At 64.3% G+C, this 19,522-nt stretch carries 19 protein-coding genes; 4 read left to right on the top strand and 15 right to left on the bottom strand.

Features of this window, described 5'->3' with window-relative positions; translation table 11 throughout:
* The first annotated feature begins 8 nt into the window (after window positions 1-8).
* A complete protein-coding gene (gene bluB, locus C8C98_RS20980) occupies window positions 9-713 on the top strand; it encodes a 5,6-dimethylbenzimidazole synthase (protein ID WP_121455846.1) in 705 nt (234 codons plus the stop codon).
* Window positions 714-757: 44 nt separating this feature from the next.
* On the opposite strand, the gene C8C98_RS20975 is transcribed toward bluB, so the two are convergent.
* The 5 genes from C8C98_RS20975 to C8C98_RS20955 form a co-directional block, all read right to left on the bottom strand.
* The gene (locus C8C98_RS20975; protein WP_121455845.1) at window positions 758-1,621 is read right to left on the bottom strand and encodes a TIGR00730 family Rossman fold protein; all 864 of its coding nucleotides are present in this window, start codon (window positions 1,619-1,621) and stop codon (window positions 758-760) included.
* A 101-nt stretch (window positions 1,622-1,722) separates the two neighbouring features.
* Window positions 1,723-2,106 carry a fluoride efflux transporter CrcB gene (gene crcB, locus C8C98_RS20970; protein ID WP_121455844.1) on the bottom strand — a complete coding sequence of 128 codons (384 nt, stop codon included), beginning with the start codon at window positions 2,104-2,106 and terminating at the stop codon, window positions 1,723-1,725.
* A gap of 43 nt (window positions 2,107-2,149) precedes the next feature.
* Entirely contained in the window at window positions 2,150-3,454 is a 1,305-nt protein-coding gene (locus C8C98_RS20965) for a TRAP transporter large permease (RefSeq protein ID WP_121455843.1), read from the bottom strand.
* A gap of 15 nt (window positions 3,455-3,469) precedes the next feature.
* A complete protein-coding gene (locus C8C98_RS20960) occupies window positions 3,470-3,979 on the bottom strand; it encodes a TRAP transporter small permease (protein WP_121455842.1) in 510 nt (169 codons plus the stop codon).
* Window positions 3,980-3,988: 9 nt separating this feature from the next.
* Window positions 3,989-4,972, bottom strand: a complete 984-nt coding sequence (locus C8C98_RS20955) for a TRAP transporter substrate-binding protein (protein WP_121455841.1) — start codon at window positions 4,970-4,972, stop codon at window positions 3,989-3,991.
* Window positions 4,973-5,151: 179 nt separating this feature from the next.
* Between C8C98_RS20955 and C8C98_RS20950 the strand changes: the two genes are divergently transcribed.
* From C8C98_RS20950 to C8C98_RS20940, 3 genes are read left to right on the top strand one after another with little or no spacing between them, the layout of a single operon-like run.
* Complete coding sequence (locus C8C98_RS20950; RefSeq protein ID WP_121455840.1) at window positions 5,152-5,724, top strand: winged helix DNA-binding protein; 573 nt, start codon at window positions 5,152-5,154, stop codon at window positions 5,722-5,724.
* 55 nt (window positions 5,725-5,779) lie between these two features.
* Window positions 5,780-6,784 carry a TRAP transporter substrate-binding protein gene (locus C8C98_RS20945; protein WP_233574631.1) on the top strand — a complete coding sequence of 335 codons (1,005 nt, stop codon included), beginning with the start codon at window positions 5,780-5,782 and terminating at the stop codon, window positions 6,782-6,784.
* A 2-nt stretch (window positions 6,785-6,786) separates the two neighbouring features.
* Entirely contained in the window at window positions 6,787-10,446 is a 3,660-nt protein-coding gene (locus C8C98_RS20940; protein ID WP_121456436.1) for a hydantoinase B/oxoprolinase family protein, read from the top strand.
* An 83-nt stretch (window positions 10,447-10,529) separates the two neighbouring features.
* Here C8C98_RS20940 and mnhG read toward each other — a convergent pair whose 3' ends face one another.
* The 10 genes from mnhG to C8C98_RS20890 all read right to left on the bottom strand — a co-directional run bounded on the left by mnhG (window position 10,530) and on the right by C8C98_RS20890 (window position 19,423).
* Complete coding sequence (gene mnhG / locus C8C98_RS20935) at window positions 10,530-10,904, bottom strand: monovalent cation/H(+) antiporter subunit G (RefSeq protein WP_121455839.1); 375 nt, start codon at window positions 10,902-10,904, stop codon at window positions 10,530-10,532.
* Window positions 10,901-11,179 carry a K+/H+ antiporter subunit F gene (locus C8C98_RS20930; protein ID WP_121455838.1) on the bottom strand — a complete coding sequence of 93 codons (279 nt, stop codon included), beginning with the start codon at window positions 11,177-11,179 and terminating at the stop codon, window positions 10,901-10,903. Before C8C98_RS20930 ends, mnhG begins: the two co-directional genes overlap by 4 nt.
* A complete protein-coding gene (locus C8C98_RS20925; protein ID WP_121455837.1) occupies window positions 11,176-11,676 on the bottom strand; it encodes a Na+/H+ antiporter subunit E in 501 nt (166 codons plus the stop codon). The genes C8C98_RS20930 and C8C98_RS20925 overlap by 4 nt, the downstream gene beginning before the upstream one ends.
* Window positions 11,673-13,421: a monovalent cation/H+ antiporter subunit D gene (locus C8C98_RS20920; protein WP_121455836.1), complete on the bottom strand. Its 1,749-nt coding sequence runs from the start codon at window positions 13,419-13,421 to the stop codon at window positions 11,673-11,675. The genes C8C98_RS20925 and C8C98_RS20920 overlap by 4 nt, the downstream gene beginning before the upstream one ends.
* Complete coding sequence (locus C8C98_RS20915) at window positions 13,418-13,804, bottom strand: Na+/H+ antiporter subunit C (RefSeq protein ID WP_121455835.1); 387 nt, start codon at window positions 13,802-13,804, stop codon at window positions 13,418-13,420. Before C8C98_RS20915 ends, C8C98_RS20920 begins: the two co-directional genes overlap by 4 nt.
* Window positions 13,804-16,767, bottom strand: coding sequence for a monovalent cation/H+ antiporter subunit A (locus tag C8C98_RS20910; protein ID WP_121455834.1), 2,964 nt, complete (start codon window positions 16,765-16,767; stop codon window positions 13,804-13,806). The genes C8C98_RS20915 and C8C98_RS20910 overlap by 1 nt, the downstream gene beginning before the upstream one ends.
* A 176-nt stretch (window positions 16,768-16,943) precedes the next feature.
* The gene (locus C8C98_RS20905; protein WP_121455833.1) at window positions 16,944-17,345 is read right to left on the bottom strand and encodes a helix-hairpin-helix domain-containing protein; all 402 of its coding nucleotides are present in this window, start codon (window positions 17,343-17,345) and stop codon (window positions 16,944-16,946) included.
* Between the two features lie 43 nt (window positions 17,346-17,388).
* On the bottom strand, window positions 17,389-18,546 hold the full coding sequence (lapB, locus tag C8C98_RS20900; RefSeq protein WP_121455832.1) for a lipopolysaccharide assembly protein LapB: 1,158 nt from the start codon (window positions 18,544-18,546) through the stop codon (window positions 17,389-17,391).
* Window positions 18,536-18,865, bottom strand: a complete 330-nt coding sequence (locus C8C98_RS20895) for a lipopolysaccharide assembly LapA domain-containing protein (RefSeq protein ID WP_121455831.1) — start codon at window positions 18,863-18,865, stop codon at window positions 18,536-18,538. The genes lapB and C8C98_RS20895 overlap by 11 nt, the downstream gene beginning before the upstream one ends.
* A gap of 228 nt (window positions 18,866-19,093) precedes the next feature.
* On the bottom strand, window positions 19,094-19,423 hold the full coding sequence (locus C8C98_RS20890) for an integration host factor subunit beta (RefSeq protein ID WP_121456435.1): 330 nt from the start codon (window positions 19,421-19,423) through the stop codon (window positions 19,094-19,096).
* Window positions 19,424-19,522 lie beyond the last annotated feature (99 nt).

Here is a 19,522-nt window from a genome sequence, read left to right as displayed (position 1 = left end):
TTGCACCCATGTCCGGAGCAGAGCCCACCACGCCCACCGTTCCAGCCCAGCCCTACACCGAGGCCGAGCGCAGGGCCGTGTACCGCGCCATTGAAGAGCGGCGCGATATGCGCCACTTTGCTGGCGGTGCCGTGGCCCCAGAGGTACTGCAACGGCTGCTGCGGGCAGCACACCACGCGCCCAGCGTGGGCTTCATGCAGCCGTGGCGCTTCATCCGCATCACACGGCCTGCGCTGCGCCAGCAACTGCACGAGGTGGTGGAGGCCGAGCGTTTGCTCACGGCCGATGCCCTGGGCGTGCGGCGCGAGGAATTCATGCGGCTCAAGGTGCAAGGCGTGCTTGACGCTGCCGAGCTGCTGGTAGTGGCCCTGGCCGATGGGCGCGAAGCCCACATCTTTGGCCGCCGCACCCTGCCGCGCATGGATTTGGCGTCTGCCGCCTGCGCCATCCAGAACCTGTGGCTCGCTGCCCGCGCCGAAGGGCTGGGCATGGGCTGGGTATCCATCTTTGACCCCGCTGCCTTGGCCGCCCTGGTGGGCATTCCAGCAGGGGCCGAGCCCATCGCCCTGCTGTGCCTGGGGCCGGTGCACGGCTTCTACGAAGAGCCCATGCTCCAGCAAGAGCGCTGGGCCCAACGTGCGCCGCTGGGTGATGTGGTGTTTGACGATGTGTGGGGCGTTGCATCGTCAGTGGTTGCGCCAGCGCAGGGCTAGCCCTTGGGACTGAGCCCGGCCTGGGTGCCGCGCAGCGGTAGCGCTCAGAGCTGGTAGAACGCCTTGATGTAGTCCCACGCTTCCTGCGGGTCGTCCGTGTAGTGAAAGAGCTTGAGGTCTTGCGCCGAGATGGTGCCTTCTTCGACCAGCGCCTCGAAGTTGATGAGCTTCTTCCAGAACGCGGTGCCGCACAGCACGATGGGCACAGGCTTGGCCTTGCCGGTTTGCACCAGCGTCATCACTTCAAACAGCTCGTCCAGCGTGCCAAAGCCGCCGGGGAAGGCGACCAGGGCCTTGGCGCGCATCATGAAATGCATTTTGCGCAGCGCGAAGTAGTGGAACTTGAAGCACAGCGATGGTGTGATGTACGGGTTGCCGCTTTGCTCATGGGGCAGGGCAATGTTCAGGCCCACGTTCAGTGCGCCTTCGTCGTGCGCACCGCGGTTGGCGGCTTCCATGATGCCGGGGCCGCCGCCGGTGCAGATGTACAGGCGCTCGGACTCGGGCTTGCCATTGCTGTACTGCGCCACCAGGCGTGAGAACTGGCGGGCCAGGTCGTAGTGCTGGGCGTTGCGCACGGCCTGCTTGGCGCGGGCGATGAGCGCGGTGTCGCCACTGGCTTCGGCGTCGGCCAGTTGCTGTTGCGCGGCCTCGGGGTCTACAAAGCGGGCGCTGCCAAACACCACCACCGTGTTTTCAATGCCCTGGTCGGCCTGGCCCAGGTCGGGCTTGAGCATTTCAAGCTGGAAGCGGATGCCGCGTGTTTCGCGGCGGAAGAGAAACTCAGGATCGGCAAAAGCCATGCGGTACGCGTCAGAGTGCAGCGGGTTGCCGTTGGTGGCGTGTGTGTGCAGATCGGCCCAGGCATCGGCCAGGCGGCGTTCGTTGAGTTGGGTGTTGGCTTCCATGGTCGGATTGGTCTATGTAATCGATGAGAGAAACGAGCGGGTGCGGAGCGCAAAGGGGCTGCTGGAGACTAAATATCAAATGAGGGCGTAGCGCTTGAATATCAAGCGCGGCCAGCTATTAAAAATGTAGCGCTTTGCATACCCAGCACGGTGAGCAATAGCGAGCCCAGCAGGTGCACGCTGGTGGTGCCCAGGGCCAGGAGGTAGCGCTGCTGTTGCAGCATGGCCACCACTTCGGCAGAGAAACTGGAGAAGGTGGTGAGCGCCCCCAAAAAGCCGGTGACCAAGGCCAGGCGCCAGGCGGGGTCGAGCTGCGGAAGGGCCTGGAACACGGCCACGCACACGCCGATGAGGTAACCACCAATCAAGTTGGCGGCCAGCGTGCCCCAGGGAATCAGTCCACCGGGGTTGAGCCACAGCCCCAAGCGCCAGCGGGCCAGGGCTCCCAGGCACGCGCCTGCGCAGATGGAGAAAACTTGCAACATGCCATGACTGTAGCAGCCGTGGCACGGGCGTTGAGTGACAGTTTCAGCGTGCTGCCATCTGCTGTGGCAGCCAGGTGACGATGCCCGGAAACACGTAGATCAGCGCCACGGCGCCGCACATGAGCAGGAACATCGGCATGGCTACTTTGGCGATCCAGGGCAGCTGGCGCCCGGTCATGCCTTGCAGCACAAACAGGTTAAAGCCCACCGGCGGCGTGATTTGCGCCATTTCCACCACCAGCACGATGAAGATGCCAAACCAGATGGTGTCGATGCCTGCAGCCTGTACAGTGGGCATGAGCACGCCCATGGTCAGCACCACCATCGAGATGCCATCGAGGAAGCAGCCGAGGATGATGTAGAAAATGGCCAGCGCCACAATGAGCTGGGCTTGGTTCAAGCCCAGCGAGGCGATCCATTCCGCCAGATGGCGCGGCAGGCCGATGTAGCCCATGGCCAGCGTCAGGAAGGCTGCGCCCGCCAGGATGAGCGCGATCATGCAGTACAGGCGCGTGGCGCCCATCAGCGATTCTTTGAAGGTGTTCCAGCCCATCGACCCCTGCACGGCCGACAACACCAGCGAGCCAACCACGCCCACGGCGGCTGCCTCAGTGGCGGTGGCAAAGCCGGTGTAGATGCTGCCCAGCACGGCAGCAATCAGCAGCACCACGGGGATCAGGCTGCGCGACTCGGAGAGCTTTTGCATGAAGGTCATGCGCACGTCGGCGGCGGGCACTTGGTCTGGGTGGCGCAGCGCCCACACAATGATGTAGCCCGAGAACAGTGCCGCCAGCAAAATGCCCGGCAGCACGCCCGCGATGAACAGCTGCGAGATCGACACCTCGGCTGACACGCCATAGACGATCATGATGATCGACGGCGGTATCAGCAGGCCCAGCGTGCTGGCCCCGGCCAGTGTGCCCACCACCATGTGCTCGGGGTAGCCACGGCGCGTCAGCTCGGGCAGCGTCATCTTGCCGATGGTGGCGCAGGTGGCGGCACTCGACCCCGACACGGCCGCAAAGATGGTGCAGCCCACCACGTTGGTGTGCAGCAGGCGTCCTGGAAGGGCCTGCACCCAGGGGGCCAGGCCTTTGAACATGTCTTGCGACAGGCGGGTGCGAAACAGAATCTCGCCCATCCAGATGAACAGGGGCAGGGCCGTGAGCGTCCAGCTGGAGGCGCTGCCCCAGATGGTGACGGCCATGGCGTCGCCCGCAGGGCGGGCAGAGAACAGTTGCATCCCAATCCAGGCAACGCCCGACAGGGTCAGCCCGATCCATACCCCACTGCCCAGAATCAGGAACAGGGTCAGCACCAGCAGGCCGGTAATGGCGATATCACTCATGGTGTGTACTCGGGTTCATTCGTTGCGCAGGGCTTCGCCTTGCTGTGCATCGGCGCGTTTGCCCAGGATTTCGAGCACCAGCTCATCCAAGAAGGCGATGGCCAGAACCACGGTGCCCAGGCCCATAGCGATCTGCGGAATCCACAGGGGCGTGGCATCGCTGCCGGTGGAGATGTCGTTGAACTCATACGACTGCCAGGCCAGCTTGCAGCTGTACGCCGCAAACAACAGGGCCAGCAGCGTGGCAATGGCCAAAGCCCAGACCTCGAATGCCTTCTTGGCCTTGCCCTTGAGGGCATTGAGCAGCAGCGTGACGCGGATGTGTTCACCGCGCTTGAGTGTGTGGGCCAGGGCCAAAAAGCCGGCGGCGGCCATCAGGTAGCCTGCGTAGGCGTCAGTGCCCGGCACATGAAAGTGCAGTTGGCGGCTGGCGATGGACAGCAGCACCATGCCCAGCAAGCCCACCATGAAAAGCGCCGCCAGGGCGGCGGCGCTGTTGTAAATGAAGTCCAGAAAACGGCGCATGGTGCCTGCTTATTTGCGGTACGCGTCCACGAGTGCCTTGCCGTCCGGCCCGGCCTTTTCCAGCCATTCTTTGAGCATGGTCTCGCCCACCTTGGCCATGTCGGCCTTCAGGGCGGCGGGTGGGGTTTCAATGCTCATGCCGTTGGCTTTGAGCTTGGCGATGGTGTCGGTGTTGACCTTGGCGCTTTGGGTCCAGCCACGGGCTTCGGCGTCAGCAGCGGCCTTGAGCAGGGCGTCTTGCGATGGCTTGTCCAGCGCATCAAAGGCTTTCTTGTTCACCATGACGGCGTTCTTGGGCAGCCAAGCCTGGGTGTCGTAGTAGTACTTGAGGCTTTCGTACAGCTTGCTGTCCACGCCCGTGGCGCCAGAGGTCATGGTCGCTTCCACCACGCCGGTGGCCAGGGCTTGCGACAGCTCGGCTTGTTGCACCGTGACGGGCTGGGCGCCTACCAGCTCTGCAATGCGCGCGGTGGCAGGGCTGTAGGCACGCCACTTGATGCCCTTGAGGTCGGCAGCGCTGGCCAGCGGCTTTTTGGTGAAGATGCCTTGCGGTGGCCATGGCACCGAGTACAGCAGCTTCATGCCTTGCTCGGCCAGCTTCTTGTCGAGGAAGGGCTTTTGCGCGGTGTACAGCTTGTGGGATGCCTCGTAGCTGTCGGCCAGGAAGGGCAGGCCGTCTGCACCAAAAAGCTGCCATTCGTTCTGGAAGTTGGCCAGCAGGATTTCGCCCATTTGTGCTTGGCCACCTTGCACCGCACGCTTGATCTCAGGGGCCTTGAACAGTGCTGCGTTGGCATGCAGCGTGATCTTGAACTTGCCTGCAGTGGCCTTGTCCACGTCGCTGGCGAGTTGGGCCAGGTTCTCGGTGTGGAAGTTGGTGGCCGGGTAGGCCGTCGCGAGGTCCCACTTGGTCTGCGCAAAGGCCGAGGTGGCCGACATGCCGCAAGCCAGGGCAACGCCCAGGGTGGTGGCAGAAAAGATTCGACGCTTCATGGGAGATCTCCGCGAGGTTGAGGTCAATGAAAAGTGACGTGCCACTGTATCGGATGCCCGCTGTTGCGCGCTAGGTGTTTTGCCTCAACGTCAACAAAATGGCATCAAATTATTGGCAACGTGCCTACAATAAAACGGCATGCACATCTTGTGCCAGATGAATGTTTGAGAGGGTTTTTATGCCAGCCAAGCCAGTCGCCGTTGCAAAAGCCAAGACGCAGCAAGCCCCCAAGACCCAGCGCAGGGCAGAGTCTGGCCCTATTGTTTCGTCGGCCCATCTGGTGTCAGCCCGCAGCGCCGAGATGAGCGAGTTTGAGTTTGGCCTCATCGTTTCGGGCAACGCCTTTCACCGCTGGGTGGTGCATTGCATGGCGGCCGCTGGCCTCAAGGACTTGACGCCGCTGGATGTGTTGGTGCTGCACCACGTCACGCACCGTGCGCGCGATAAGCGCCTGGCAGACATCTGTTTCATCATGAACGTGGAAGACACGCATCTGGTGAACTACTCACTCAAAAAGCTGCAAGGCCTGGGCGTGGTGGCCTCGCACAAGAGCGGCAAGGAAGTCACCTATGCTGCCACCGACCTGGGGCGATCGCATGTGCAGCGCTACCGCGATATTCGCGAGTCGTGCCTGATCGATGCGCTCAAGGCCGACGACGCACTGAACAAAGACATTGGCGAGCTGGCCCGATTGCTGCGCGTGCTCTCGGGCATGTACGACCAGGCCGCACGCTCGGCCGCGTCTTTGTGAGATGGGGCCGAAGCAAGGCAGGTTCGATTTTGATTCGTTAATTGGGAGCTATGGGATGCAACGACGTGAGATGCTGGGTACGGTGATGGGCGCCCTGGGGGCCGTGGGTGTGATGGGCGCGGGTGTGGGGGATGCGAGGGCTGCGACCCAGTGGAAGCTGGCCACGGGCTACAAGCCAGAGACGTTGCACACGCAGAACATTGAGCAGTTTGCACGAGAGGTCGAGAAGGCAACGGCGGGTGACCTGAAGATCACAGTGCATCCCAACAACAGTTTGGTCAAGCTGCCTGAAATTTTGGGAGCGGTGCAGTCGGGCAAGCTCGAGGCGGGTGAGATGCTGATGTCCGCCATGGTCAAGGACGTGCCGTTGGCGGGGGCTGACTCGGTGCCTTTCATCGTCTCCTCTTACAAAGACGCCCATCGCCTGTGGCAGTACCAATCGCCCTTGCTTGAAAAGCACCTGATCGATGAAAAGGGCGTGGTGCCGCTGTATGCCGTGCCTTGGCCTCCACAGGGCCTTTTTACCGTGAAGCCTGTGCGCACCAAGGCAGATTTTCAAGGCCTGAAAATGCGCACCTACAACGCCACCACGGTGCGCATTGCCGAGCTGTTGGGTGCGCAGTCTGTAGACGTGGCCACGGCAGACATCCCCAAGGCGCTGGCGTCGGGGCAGATCGATTCCATGATCACTTCGTCACTCACGGGCGTGGAAAGCCAGATCTGGACGCACACCAAGTACTACTACGAGCTCAACGCCTGGATACCGAAGAACCTGGTGTTTGTGCAGAAGAAGGCGCTGGATGCCCTGTCGCCCGCCACGCGCAAGGCCGTGCTGGAGGCCGCAAAGGCCGCCGAAGAGCGCGGCTGGGCCTTGAGCGAGGCGGCACTGCGGGCGTCGGTGAACGAATTGCGCAGCCACGGCATGACGATTGACCGCATCTCGCCCGAGCTGAGCAAGGACATCAATCGTTTTGGCGAAAAGTTTTCGCGCGAGTGGGTGCGCACCGTGGGCAACGACGCCACGCGCTTGTTTGTTCCCTTCTACACGCAGGCCCCATGAGCATGTTGTCTTCTGCACCCTTGGCGCCTTTGCGCTGGCAGTTCTGGATCGACCGTGGCGGCACCTTCACCGACGTGGTGGGCCGGCGCCCCAACCCGGATGGATCGTTCACGCTGGTCACGCACAAGCTGTTGTCCGAGAACCCTGAGCAGTACAAGGACGCTGCCGTGGCCGGCATCCGCCACCTGCTGGGTTTGAAGCCTGGCGAGGCGGTGACGCCCGAACTGGTGGAATGCGTGAAGATGGGCACCACCGTGGCCACCAACGCGCTCTTGGAGCGCAAGGGTGAGCCCACGCTGCTCATCACCACCAAAGGCTTCAAAGATGCACTGCGCATCGCCTACCAGAACCGCCCGCGTTTGTTTGACCGCCGCATCGTGCTGCCCGAGCTGCTGTACGAGCGCGTGATCGAGGCGCAGGAGCGCGTGGGCGCGCAGGGTGAGGTGATCGAGCCGTTGGACGAAGACCACCTCAAGGAACGCCTGTGGGCCGCGTATGACGCAGGCCTGCGCAGCGCGGCCATCGTGTTCATGCATGGCTATCGCTACACCGCACACGAAGAGGCTGCGGCCCGCATTGCGCGCGCAGCGGGCTTCACGCAGGTGAGCGCATCGCACGCTACCAGCCCCATGATGAAGCTGGTGAGCCGGGGCGACACCACGGTGGTGGATGCGTACCTCTCGCCCATCCTGCGCCGCTATGTGGACCAGGTGGCCAGCGAAATGCCGGGCGTGAAGCTGTTCTTCATGCAATCGTCCGGTGGCCTCACGGATGCGCAGGTGTTCCAGGGCAAGGACGCGATCCTCTCCGGCCCGGCTGGCGGCATCGTCGGCATGGCACGCACTGCTGGTTTGGCGGGCCACGACAGGGTCATTGGCTTTGACATGGGGGGAACCAGCACCGACGTGAGTCACTACGCAGGCGAGTTCGAGCGCGAGTTCGAGACCCAGGTGGCCGGTGTGCGCATGCGCGCGCCCATGATGAGCATCCACACCGTGGCGGCCGGTGGCGGCTCCATCCTCGGTTTTGACGGCGCACGTTTCCGCGTCGGCCCCGAAAGCGCGGGCGCCAACCCCGGCCCTGCCAGCTACCGCCGGGGTGGCCCGCTGGCCGTGACGGATGCGAACGTGATGGTGGGCAAGATCCAGCCCGCGCATTTCCCCCAGGTGTTTGGCCATGGCGCCAATGAAGCGTTGGATGGCCATGCGGTAGCGCAAAAATTCGACGGCCTTGCGATGCAGACCGGACGCAAGGCAGAGGATGTCGCCCACGGCTTTATCCAGATCGCCGTGCAGCAGATGGCCAATGCCATCAAGAAGATCAGTGTGGCGCGCGGCTATGACGTGACGCGCTACACGCTGCAGTGTTTTGGTGGCGCAGGCGGCCAGCATGCGTGTCTGGTCGCAGATGCATTGGGCATGACGCGCGTGTTTGTGCACCCGCTCACCGGTGTGCTCAGCGCCTATGGCATGGGCCTGGCCGACCAGAACGTGATCCGCGAGCAGGCGGTGGAAACCAAGCTCGCGCCCGAAGCACTGGCAGGTATCGAAGCCACGCTGGGGCAACTGGCCACCACCGCACGCACCGAGCTGGAGCGCCAGCAGTCGGGCAGCGGCACAGCCGTGGTGCACCGGCGGGTGCATGTGCGCTATGAGGGCAGCGACTCGGCGCTCATTGTGCCGTTTGGCTCTATGGCCGAGATCACCACTGCGTTCGAGAACGCCTACCGCCAACGTTTTGCCTTCCTGATGCAGGGCAAGGGCCTGGTGGTGGAGGCAGTGTCGGTCGAGGCCGTAGTGCCCGGCGATGCACCCGTGGAGCCGCGCCACGCACTGCATCCCGCGCGGGAAGTGCCGCGCCGCAGCACCGTGCGCATGTACACGGGCGGCGTGGACGGCGTCGCCGCGTGGCAAGACGCTGCGCTGGTAGTGCGCCAAGACCTGCGCCCCGGCGATGTGATCCCCGGCCCGGCCATCATTGCCGAGAAGAACGCCACCACCATCGTGGAGCCCGGTTGGGAGGCTCAGCTGACCGACCTGGACCACCTGCTGCTCAACCGTCGCGTGGCGCGCGCCGTGCAGCACGCAGTGGGCACCACCGTGGACCCAGTGCTGCTGGAGGTGTTCAACAACCTGTTCATGAACATTGCCGAGCAGATGGGGCTGCAGCTGCAGAACACGGCGTACTCGGTCAACATCAAGGAGCGGCTGGACTTCAGCTGCGCGTTGTTCGACACCGCGGGCAACCTGATTGCCAACGCGCCGCACATGCCCGTGCACCTGGGCTCGATGGGCGAGAGCATCAAAACGGTGATCCGTGAGAACGCGGGCAAGATGCAGCCCGGCGATGTGTACGTGCTCAACGACCCGTACCACGGTGGCACGCACTTGCCAGACATCACGGTGATCACGCCGGTCTACCTTGCCGATGAAGTCACACCCACGTTCTATGTCGGCAGCCGGGGGCACCACGCGGACGTGGGGGGGGTTACGCCCGGCTCCATGCCGCCGTTCTCCACGCGCATCGAGGAAGAGGGCGTTCAGATCAACAACGTGAAGCTGGTGGGGCGCGGCGTGCTGCGCGAGGCGGAGATGGTTGCGCTGCTCGAAAGCGGTGAATACCCCAGCCGCAACCCGCAGCAGAACATGGCCGACCTGCGCGCACAGATCGCCGCCAACGAAAAAGGCCAGCAGGAGCTGCGTCGTATGGTGGGCGAGTTTGGCCTGGACGTGGTGCAGGCCTACATGCGCCACGTGCAGGACAACGCCGAAGAATCCGTGCGCCGGGTGATCACGCGCCTGAAGGACGGTGCATTCACCCTGCCGCTCGACAACGGCGCGCAGATCAGCGTGAGTGTGAAAGTGGATGCGGCCAGCCGCAGTGCCACCATCGACTTCACTGGCACCAGCCCGCAGCAAACCAACAACTTCAACGCGCCCACGGCAGTGTGCATGGCGGCGGTGCTGTATGTGTTCCGCACGCTGGTGGACGACGACATTCCGCTCAACGCCGGGTGCCTGAAGCCGCTCAACGTCATCATCCCGCCGGGCAGCATGCTCAACCCGAACCCGCCAGCCTCAGTGGTGGCGGGCAATGTGGAGACCTCCACCTGCATCACCAACGCGCTGTATGGCGCTTTAGGCCTGATGGCGGCGGGGCAGTGCACCATGAACAACTTCACCTTTGGCAGCACGCGCTACCAGTACTACGAGACCATCTCGGGTGGTAGCGGCGCGGGCGGTGTGTGGGATGCCGATGGGAAATTGGTGGGTGGTTTTGACGGCACCAGCGTCGTGCAATGCCACATGACCAACTCGCGCCTCACGGACCCCGAGGTGCTGGAGTTCCGCTTTCCGGTGCGGCTGGAGGGCTACGAAATCCGCAAGGGCTCGGGCGGCGCGGGGCAGTACAAGGGCGGCGACGGCGGTATCCGCCGCGTGCGCTTTCTGGAGCCGATGACGGCCAGCATCTTGTCGAACGGCCGCCACCATGGCGCGTTTGGCATGGCCGGTGGCCAGTCGGGTGCTACGGGCATCAACAAGGTGGTGCGCAGCGATGGCAGCGTGGAGCTGCTGGACCACATCGGCCAGGTGCAGATGCAGCCAGGCGATGTGTTTGAGATCCACACGCCGGGTGGCGGCGGGTTTGGCACGCCTCGGTGATTTTTTAATGAAAATGGCTGCTAGCGCTCTCTGGTAAAGCGCTGGCAGCTATTGAGTTGATAGCAATTGCCAGGGGCTCGGCCTCAAGCGCTTTTCTTGCGGCTGCCAGGCGGGGCGCTCAGGCTGCGGGGCACGCGTTTGCCGGTCTGGCGTGCTCTGAACAGCGCCGCGCGCATCAGGAAGATGGTGCTCACCGGCACGGTGATGGCCACAAACACCGCGATCAAAATGGCGTGCAGGGCCAGCTGGCCATCGGTGAAGGAAAAGTACAGCACCGTGGCGTGCACGATGCACCAGCAGCCCATGGTCGCAATGATGGAGGGGGCGTGCACGCGCTCAAAAAAAGTACGCAGCCGCAGCAGCCCGAGGGAGCCGAGCAAAGCCAGCCCTGCGCCCAGCAGCACCAGCACGGCCACCAGCACCTGCAGCCACAGGGGCAGTGCGGCGTGGGGGCTCATTCGATCACCTCACCGCGCAGCAGAAACTTGGCCATGGCCATGGTTCCCACAAAGCTCAGCAGCGCCAGCAGTAAGGCGGCCTCAAAGTAGTTCTTGCTGCCGTAGTGCAGGCCCAGCACCAACATCAGCAGCATGCCATTGAGTGCCATGCAATCGAGTGCCAGCACCCGGTCTTGCGCAGAGGGGCCTATGAGCACGCGGATCAGCGCGCAGCCCATGGCCAGTGCCAGCATGATGAGGGCCACTGGCAGGGCCCATTGCAACACAGGGGTCATTCAAAAATCTCCATCAGGGGGCGTTCGTAGTGCTGCTGGATGTGGGCGGCGATGGCGGCGGCGTCGTCCAGCTCCAGCACGTGCAGCAGCAGGGCGCTGCGGTCCAGTGCCAGCTCTGCCCAGGCGGTGCCAGGGGTGATGCAAACGATCATGGCCAGCGCTGCCAGCGCGTTGGGGTCGCGCAGCTGTAGTGGAATGCGCACAAACCCCGCTGGGTGGCGCCTGCGCTGGGGTGCCAGCAGCAGTCGCACCACGGCCAGGTTGGACTGCAAGGTGTCTGCCATTACCGTGAGCAGGAGCCTGAGCACGGCCCCAGGACGGCGAATGCGCACGGGCGTGGGCCGCAGGCCTGCGGTGAGCACCGGGATGGCCAGCGCCAGCAGGCCACCCAGCAGCACATGCCCGGCGCTGAGCGAGCGGTTGAGCAGCAACCACATGCCTAGCAGTGCCAGGGACAGCAGTGGGGCGGGAAGCAGTTTGTGGAACCAGTGCTTCATGGCTGGCCCCCTGGCACCGAACCTTGGCGCCCAGCGCTGGCCGGTGCGGTTTTTTGGGCAGGGGCCGGGTTGGGCTTGGGCTGGGCAGACATGACGGCCTGGATGTAGCCCGCAGGGGTGTGCAGGGCGTCGGCCGTGGCCTGGGTGTAGCGCAGCACGGCCCCCGCCTGCCAGGCCAGTGCGCCGCACACCACCAGCAGTGCGGCCACGGGCAGGCCCTCCAACACCAGCAGCTTGGGGGCGGCGCGGTCGTGGGCCGCCCAGAAGTGCAGAATGCCAACCCGCGTCAGCGCCACCAGTGCCAGCAGGCCTGAGCCGACCATCAACGCCACGATGACCCAGCTGAGGCCCCCCGCCGATGAGGGTGAGCCTGCACCCAGCCCCAGGGGGTTGAGCAGCGCATGGATCATGGCGAATTTGCCCACAAACCCGGGCAGGGGGGGTAGGCCAGCAATGACCAGGGTGCAGGCGATGAAAGCCAGCCCCAAGAACGCGGCGGCCGCTGGAATCACCTCGCCGATCAAAGCCTCTTCCTTGTCGTCCAGGTTCAGCCCCTCGCTGGGCACGAGGTCGGCAGATAGGAAGGGAGCATCGTCCGTGCGCTCGTAGGGGGCGAGGCTGTAGCCGTCGTTGCGCCAGCGGTCGATCAGGTCGGTCAGCAAGAACAGTGCACTCACCGCCAGGGTGGAACTGAGCAGGTAGTACAGCAAGCCACCGGTGAGCGGGCTTTGGCCCAGGCCCACCGCCGCCAGCAGCGTGCCCGATGACACGATGGCGCTGAAGCCCGCCAAGTGCCCCAGGCGCTGCGAGCCCAGCATGCCGATCGCGCCAAACACCAGCGTGACCATGCCGCCGCCCACCAGCCAGGCGCTGCCAAACTGGGCTGAGGCCCCTGCGTCTGGGCTGAACAGCAGGGTCCACAGCCGCAAGATCACGTACACCCCCACTTTGGTCATCAGCGCAAAGAGGGCACCCACGGGGGCCGTGGCCGCGCTGTAGGCCGGCACCAGCCAGAAGTTGAGCGGCCACACAGCGGCCTTGATGAGAAAGGCCACGCCCAGGATGGCGCAGGCTGCGTGGAGCAGGCCACGGTCGCTGTCGGCCACACCGGCCATGCTGCGCGCGAGGTCGGCCATGTTGAGCGTGCCGGTGATGCCGTAGAGCATGGATACGCCAATCAGGAACAGCGACGACGCGGCCAGGTTGATGGCGATGTAGTGCAGCCCAGCGGCCACGCGCGGGCGCCCCGAGCCATGCAGCAGCAGCCCGTAGGAGGCGGCCAGCATGATCTCGAAGAACACAAACAGGTTGAACAGGTCGGCCGTGAGAAAAGCCCCGGCCAGCCCCATGAGCTGCAGCTGAAACAGGGGGTGAAAGTGCACACCGGCCCGGTGCCAGCGGGCGCTGGCGTACAGCGCTGCGGCCAACGCGATGGTGCTGCACAGCACCAGCATCATGGCCGAGAGCCTGTCCAGCGCCAGCACGATGCCAAAGGGCGCAGGCCAGTTGCCAGGCAAGTAGATGCCCAGGGTGCCTGGCATGCCGGGCTGCTTGGCTTGCGACAGCAGCAAGATGGCAACGACCAGCCCCAGCAATGTGGAGCCCACGTTCAGCAAGATCTTGGTGCGCTGCTGCTCTTCGCGCAGCAGCAGCATGAGCCCTGCGGTGAGCATGGGCAGCATGATGGGCGCAAGGACGAGGTGGGGCATCCAATGCGCGGTCACCCAGCTGGTGATGGCGCTCATGGCATCACCTGGTGCGAGTCTTGCCAGTCAGGGGCTTTCTTGGCGTGGGCTCCATCCACATGGTCGGTGCCAGCCATGCCACGCGATGCAAGCAGTACCACCAGGAACAGCGCCGTCATGGCAAAGCCGATGACGATGGCCGTGAGGGTGAGTGCCTGGGGCATGGGGTCGGCATAGTGGGCCAGGTCTTGCAGTAGGCCCGGTTTGAGCACAGGCTCTTTGCCGATGGCCAGGCCCAGTCTGCCCATGCTGAAAATGAACAGATTGACGGCATACGACAGCAGCGACAGGCCCATGATGACCTGGAAGGTGCGTGGGCGCAGCAGCAGCCATACGCCAGAGCCTGTGAGCACGCCGATGGCCAAGGCCAGAACGATTTCCATCAGCGGTCTCCTTGGTGGTTGGTGAGGGGGACGGTAGGGGGAAAGGTGGAGAGCTTTGCCGCATCGTCATCGGCTGCGCGGGCATGGAAGCGGTGGCTGCGCACCGATTGGTGGGCAATGGCCGTGAGAATCAGCAGGGTGGAGCCCACGACCAGTGTGAACACGCCAATGTCAAAAAACAGGGCGCTGGCGACGTGCAACTCGCCCACCCATGGCAATTGCCAGTGGGCCGTGTGGCTGGTGAGAAAGGGGTAGCCCAGCCACAGCGAACCTAAGCCAGTGGCCAGCGCAACCAGCATGCCCGCACCGATCCAGCGGCGCGGGTGCAGCGGCAAGTGCGCTTCAACCCAGGTGGTACCCGAGACGATGTACTGCAGCAGCAACGCCACCGAGAACACCAGCCCTGCCACAAAGCCGCCACCTGGCTCGTTGTGCCCACGCATGAAGAGGTACACAGCCACCATGGTGGCAAAGGGCAACAGCAGCCGCACCAGCACGGCGGGCACTGTGAGGTAGCCAATGGCGGTGTCCGCCGTCTGCCTTGGGTTGGCCAGGTCGGTGGCCACGTCGGGTGGCAGTGCCCGTTGTTGGGGCGGCAGGTCCATCACCTCGCGCGCAGGCCGAAAGCGCCGAAGCAGCGCGTACACCGTGAGGCCCACGATGCCCAGCACCACAATCTCGCCAAAGGTGTCAAAGCCACGAAAGTCGACCAGCATCACGTTGACCACGTTGGTGCCGCCACCTTCGGTCAGTGCGCGCTCCAGGAAGAAGGTGGAGGTGCTTTCGGGAAAGGGGCGGCGCATCATTGCCAGCGACAGCAAGGCCATGCCGCTGCCTGCCGCCACTGCCACGGCCAGGTCGCGCCAGCGGCGCAGTTGGGTACCACGCACTTGTGCCTTCTGGGTGCGAAGGCGTTCATCCCGCTTGGGCAGCCAGCGCAGGCCCAGCAGGATGAGGATGGTGGTCACCACCTCCACCACGATCTGGGTGAGGGCCAGGTCGGGCGCAGAGAACCACAGGAAGGTGATGCATACGCACATCCCCGCAGCGCCCAGCAGCGTGAGGGCGGCCAGGCGGTGGTATTTGGCCTGCCAGGCGGCGGCCAGGGCACACATCCCGCCAATGGTCCACAGCAGGGCAAAAGTGGGAGACAGTGGCAAGCCTGTGCGCTTGCCAATGTGCAAGCCGCCCAGCCACAGCGGCCAGGTACTGGACACCACGGCGGCCAGCACCAGCCACAGCATTTGCCATTGCAGTCGGCGCGTGCCCAGCAGGCGCCTGCCTGCGCGGCCCGCCATGCTGGCGCGGGCCAGGGTGTATTCAAACAGGCGTTGGCCGTTCAGTCGGTGCATCAGCGGTGGCGCGTCGATGGTGCCGCGCGTGCGCTGCTGGCGCAGCAGCAGGTACAGCGCGATGCCCCCGCCCAGTGCCACCAAGCTCATGATGAGCGGCATGTTGACCCCGTGCCAGATCGCCAAGCTGTACGCGGGCAGCTCGCCCCCCACCACGGGCCGTGCGGCAGCGGCCAGATAGGCCCCCACCGACCAGGCGGGCAGGGTACCGACCACGATGCAGGCCAGCACCAGCAACTCCACCGGCACGCGCATCCAGTGCGGAGGCTCGTGTGGGGTCAGGGGCAGGTCGGTGGCGCGGGGGCCCCAGAACACATCCACCGTGAAGCGCAGGGAATACGCCACGCTGAACATGCCCGCCACCGTGGCCGCAATGGGCAGCAGCCACTGCAGCCAGGGGGTTGCGTCGACCAGCACGGCTTCGGTAAAAAACATTTCCTTGGACAGGAAGCCATTGAGCAGTGGCACACCCGCCATGGCAGCGCTGGCCACCATGGCCAGCGTGGCGGTGATGGGCATCATGCGCCGCAGGCCCGACAGGCGGCGGATGTCACGCGTGCCGCTTTCATGGTCCACAATGCCCGCCGCCATGAAGAGCGATGCCTTGAAGGTGGCGTGGTTCATGATGTGGAACACCGCCGCCACGGCGGCCAGAGGGCTGTTCAGGCCCAGCAGCAAGGTGATGAGGCCCAGGTGCGAGAGGGTGGAGTAGGCCAGCAGCCCCTTGAGATCGTGCTGGAACATGGCGGCGTAGCCCCCCACCAGCAGCGTGCACAGCCCGGCCCCGCCCACCAACCAAAACCAGGGCTCGGTGCCGCTGAGCACAGGCCACAGCCGGGCCAGCAAAAACACCCCGGCCTTCACCATGGTGGCCGAGTGCAGGTAGGCCGACACCGGCGTGGGGGCCGCCATGGCGTGCGGCAGCCAGAAGTGGAAGGGGAACTGCGCGCTCTTGGTGAGGGCGCCCAAGAGAATCAGCACCAGCGCCGTGAGGTACAGCGGGTGTGCCTGGACCTGAGCGGCCGAGGCCAGCACCCGGTCGAGCTCGTAGCTGCCCACGATGTGCCCCAGCACCAGCATGCCCACAAGCATGCACAGCCCGCCGGTGCCCGTCACGGTGAGCGCCATGCGTGCCCCCCGGCGCGCGTCTTTGCGGTGGTGCCAGTAGCCGATCAGCAAAAACGAAAAGAGGCTGGTCAGCTCCCAGAACAGGGCGATCTGGACGAGGTTGCCCGACAGCACCACCCCCACCATGGCCCCCATGAAGGCGAGAAAGAACGAAAAGAAGCGGGGCACGGGGTCGGCTGCCGACATGTAGTAGCGCGCATACAGCACCACCAGGCTGCCCACGCCCAGCACCAGCATGCAGAACATCCACGCAAAGCCATCCAGGCGCAGCACCAGGTTCAGCCCCAACTGCGGTATCCATTCGATGCTTTGGTGCAGCACCCCGCCATGGGCGATGTCCGGGAAATACAGCGCCGCTTGCACGGTGCAAAACACGGCGATCAGGCCAGCCAGGGTGGATTCGGTGTTGCGTGCGTTGGCGGGCAGCACTGCGGCCAGCAGGCTACCCAGAAAGGGAAGAAGTAGGAGTGTGATCAGGGGCATGCCCGACCCATTCTAGGAGGTGCCTGGGCGCACCTGCGCAAAAGGGCGGCGTGGGCTTGGGCTTTTGGGGAGGCTGCACAAAGCCCGGCACACATGCCGGTGCTCATCCCTGGGCAGGTGGGGCGGGCCCCACCCTGTCTTCCCGTCGCGTGGACCGCCGCAGGCTGCCGCTTGGGTCAGGGCTTGGGCGGTGCGCTGGGGCTTGGTGGCTGGCTGGGAGGTGTGCCTTCTGCCTGTTTGGGGCGGGCTGCACCATGGCTGCTGCCATCTGCTTTGGCTTTTGCCTTGGCTTGCGCTCTGGCCCAGGCTGTGGCATTGAATCGCTTGCCCTGCACCGTCATGCCGCCCGAGGAGAACTTGGTGGCGGTTTTCTCGCCAATGCCTTTGACGCGCTCAATCAGGTCGGCCCAGTCTTTGAACTCGCCCTTGTCGCGCTCTGCCAAGATGCGCTCCGACAACCCGGGGCCAATGCCGTGGATACCATTGAGTTCGGCCTCGGAGGCCTGGTTCACATCGATCGCCGCAAACGCTGCCGTTGCAAAAAGCAGGGCGATGGAGATCAGCAGTTTCTTTAGCATGGGGGCTCCTGGATGGCTTGGCTTAAGGGCGGTTGCTGGGCGTTCAGAGTTCTTCCACGCGCCGCGCTGGGTAGCTGTCCCAGGTCTGGCAGCCGGGGCACTGCCAAAAATGCTGGCGCGCTTCAAAGCCGCAGGCCGCGCAGCGGTAGCGCGTGAGGGGCTTCACTGCGTGGTCCAGCGCACGTTGGATCTGGGGGTGGAACTCGTCATGCTCCAGCTTTTCACCGGCCAGCCACTTGGCGGCAGCCACCAGCGATCGTTCTTTGTCCAGGTGCTGCACGTAGCGTTGGCGTGCAGTGCTTTCGGTGGCCTTGTCGGCCGTTTCCATGGCCACGATGCTTTCGAGCACGTCCAGGCTGGGGGCTTGCGCATAGTGCGCCAGCAGACGCTGGTGTACCTCGGCCTGGCGTGCGGTGGCGTTGCCTGCTTCCACCATCAGCGGGGCGGCCAGGGGCAGGGCGGCGGGCGTGCGCTCGCCCAGCGTTTGCAAGGCGTCGAGCACAGCATGGGGTTGACCCATGAGCAGCAACAGGCGGGCCATTTCAATGCGGGGGCGGGCGGCATCGGGGGCGGCGGCAATGGCTTGCTCCAGCAGCGCCTGGGCGCCGGGGCGGTCGCCTTGGGCGCTCAGGGCCAAGGCCTGCTCGCACAGGTAGTGGGCCTGACGCGTGCTGAAGTCACCCTGGTCGGCTTCGTGCATCTTGCGGGCAATGCTGGCGGCATGCGGCCAGTCGCGTGAACGCTCGTAAATGGCCAGCAGCGCCAGGCGGGCCTGGGCTTCAAACGGCGTGCCTTCCAGCCGGTTCAGTGCGTCTTCGGCGCGGTCCAGCAGACCGGCTTTCAAAAAGTCGAGCGCCAGGGCGTGCTGGGCCCGTTCACGGTCGGCTGCAATCAAGTCGCCGCGCGAGAGCAGGTGCTCGTGCACGCGTACGGCGCGGTCGTACTCGCCCCGGCGGCGAAACAGGTTGCCCAGGGCAAAGTGCAACTCCGAGGTGTCGGGGTCGTTCTGCACGGCCTCGATGAAGGCATCGATGGCCTGGTCTTGCTGCTCGTTGAGCAGAAAGTTCAGCCCCTTGAAGTAAGCCTTGGGGGCGCGGCGGTTTTCTGCGCGCAGCTGGCGCAGGTCAAAGCGCGATGCCAGCCAGCCCAAGACAAAGGCCACTGGCAGGCCCAGCAGCATCCAAGTGACATCAAATTCCATGGACAGGCGGGTAGTCGTTAGGGATGGTGGTGGGCGTGACTACAGCGGGGGCTGCTGCTTGTGTCGGGGCCGGTGCGGCTGCTGCTTGCTGGGCCTGGGCCTTCAAGGCAATGTTACGGTGCCGCCACCAGCGCGGCACCATGCCCAGCACGCCGGTCGCCAGGCCTGCGGCAAACGCCGTGAGCACCACCAGCACCAGCGGAGCGCGCCACTGCGTGCCAAAAAAGAAATGGACCGTGGCGTCTTGCTGGTTGTTCAGCGCAAACGCAAACAGGGTAAAGAAAATGGCTGCCTTGAGCAGCCACAGGAGGTATTTCATGGTGTCCCCGGTGGTGGGGCGATTCTAAGAGCTTGCCCGAGGGGTTTTCTCCGGGTGCTCTGTGGCGTGTCTGTTTGGGCAACGGTGCACAGTCAGGCACGTTGGGCGCTGAATATTCACAAAAAATAGGCTCTAGCGCTTGATATATAAGCGCAAGCAGCTATCAATTTTGATGTGCCGGAGGCGCTGTAGCCTGCGCCGGGTGTGGGCGCGGTGTGCTGCTCGGACTTAGCCCACTCGGCGTACAGGTGCTTCGGGCAATGCTTCTGCCGCCTCTGTGCGTTGGTCTACCGCTTCTCTCAGTGCCTTGCCTGGCTTGAAATGAGGCACGCGCTTTTCAGGAATGGCCACGGCTTCGCCGCTGCGCGGATTGCGGCCCATGCGCGGGGGACGGTGGTTGACCGAGAAACTGCCAAAACCCCGAATCTCAATGCGGTGTCCTTTGACCAAGGCATCGCCCACCGCGTCCAAAATGGTTTTAACGGCGTATTCGGCGTCCTTGTGCGTGAGCTGACCGAAGCGGGCGGCCAGTTCTTCAACAAGGTCAGATCGGGTCATGGAGTCTTGTGGCATGTGCGTAGTGCAAGTGCTTATGAAACAAGTGCTGATGGAATAAGAACGGGCGCATAAGTGACCCGCTGCACAGAGACATTCAAC

The sequence above is a fragment of the Acidovorax sp. 106 genome, from assembly GCF_003663825.1.
Taxonomy (GTDB): domain Bacteria; phylum Pseudomonadota; class Gammaproteobacteria; order Burkholderiales; family Burkholderiaceae_C; genus Acidovorax.
The sequence above is the reverse complement of the archived record's forward strand: the minus strand, read 5'-3'. Positions and strand labels throughout refer to the sequence as shown.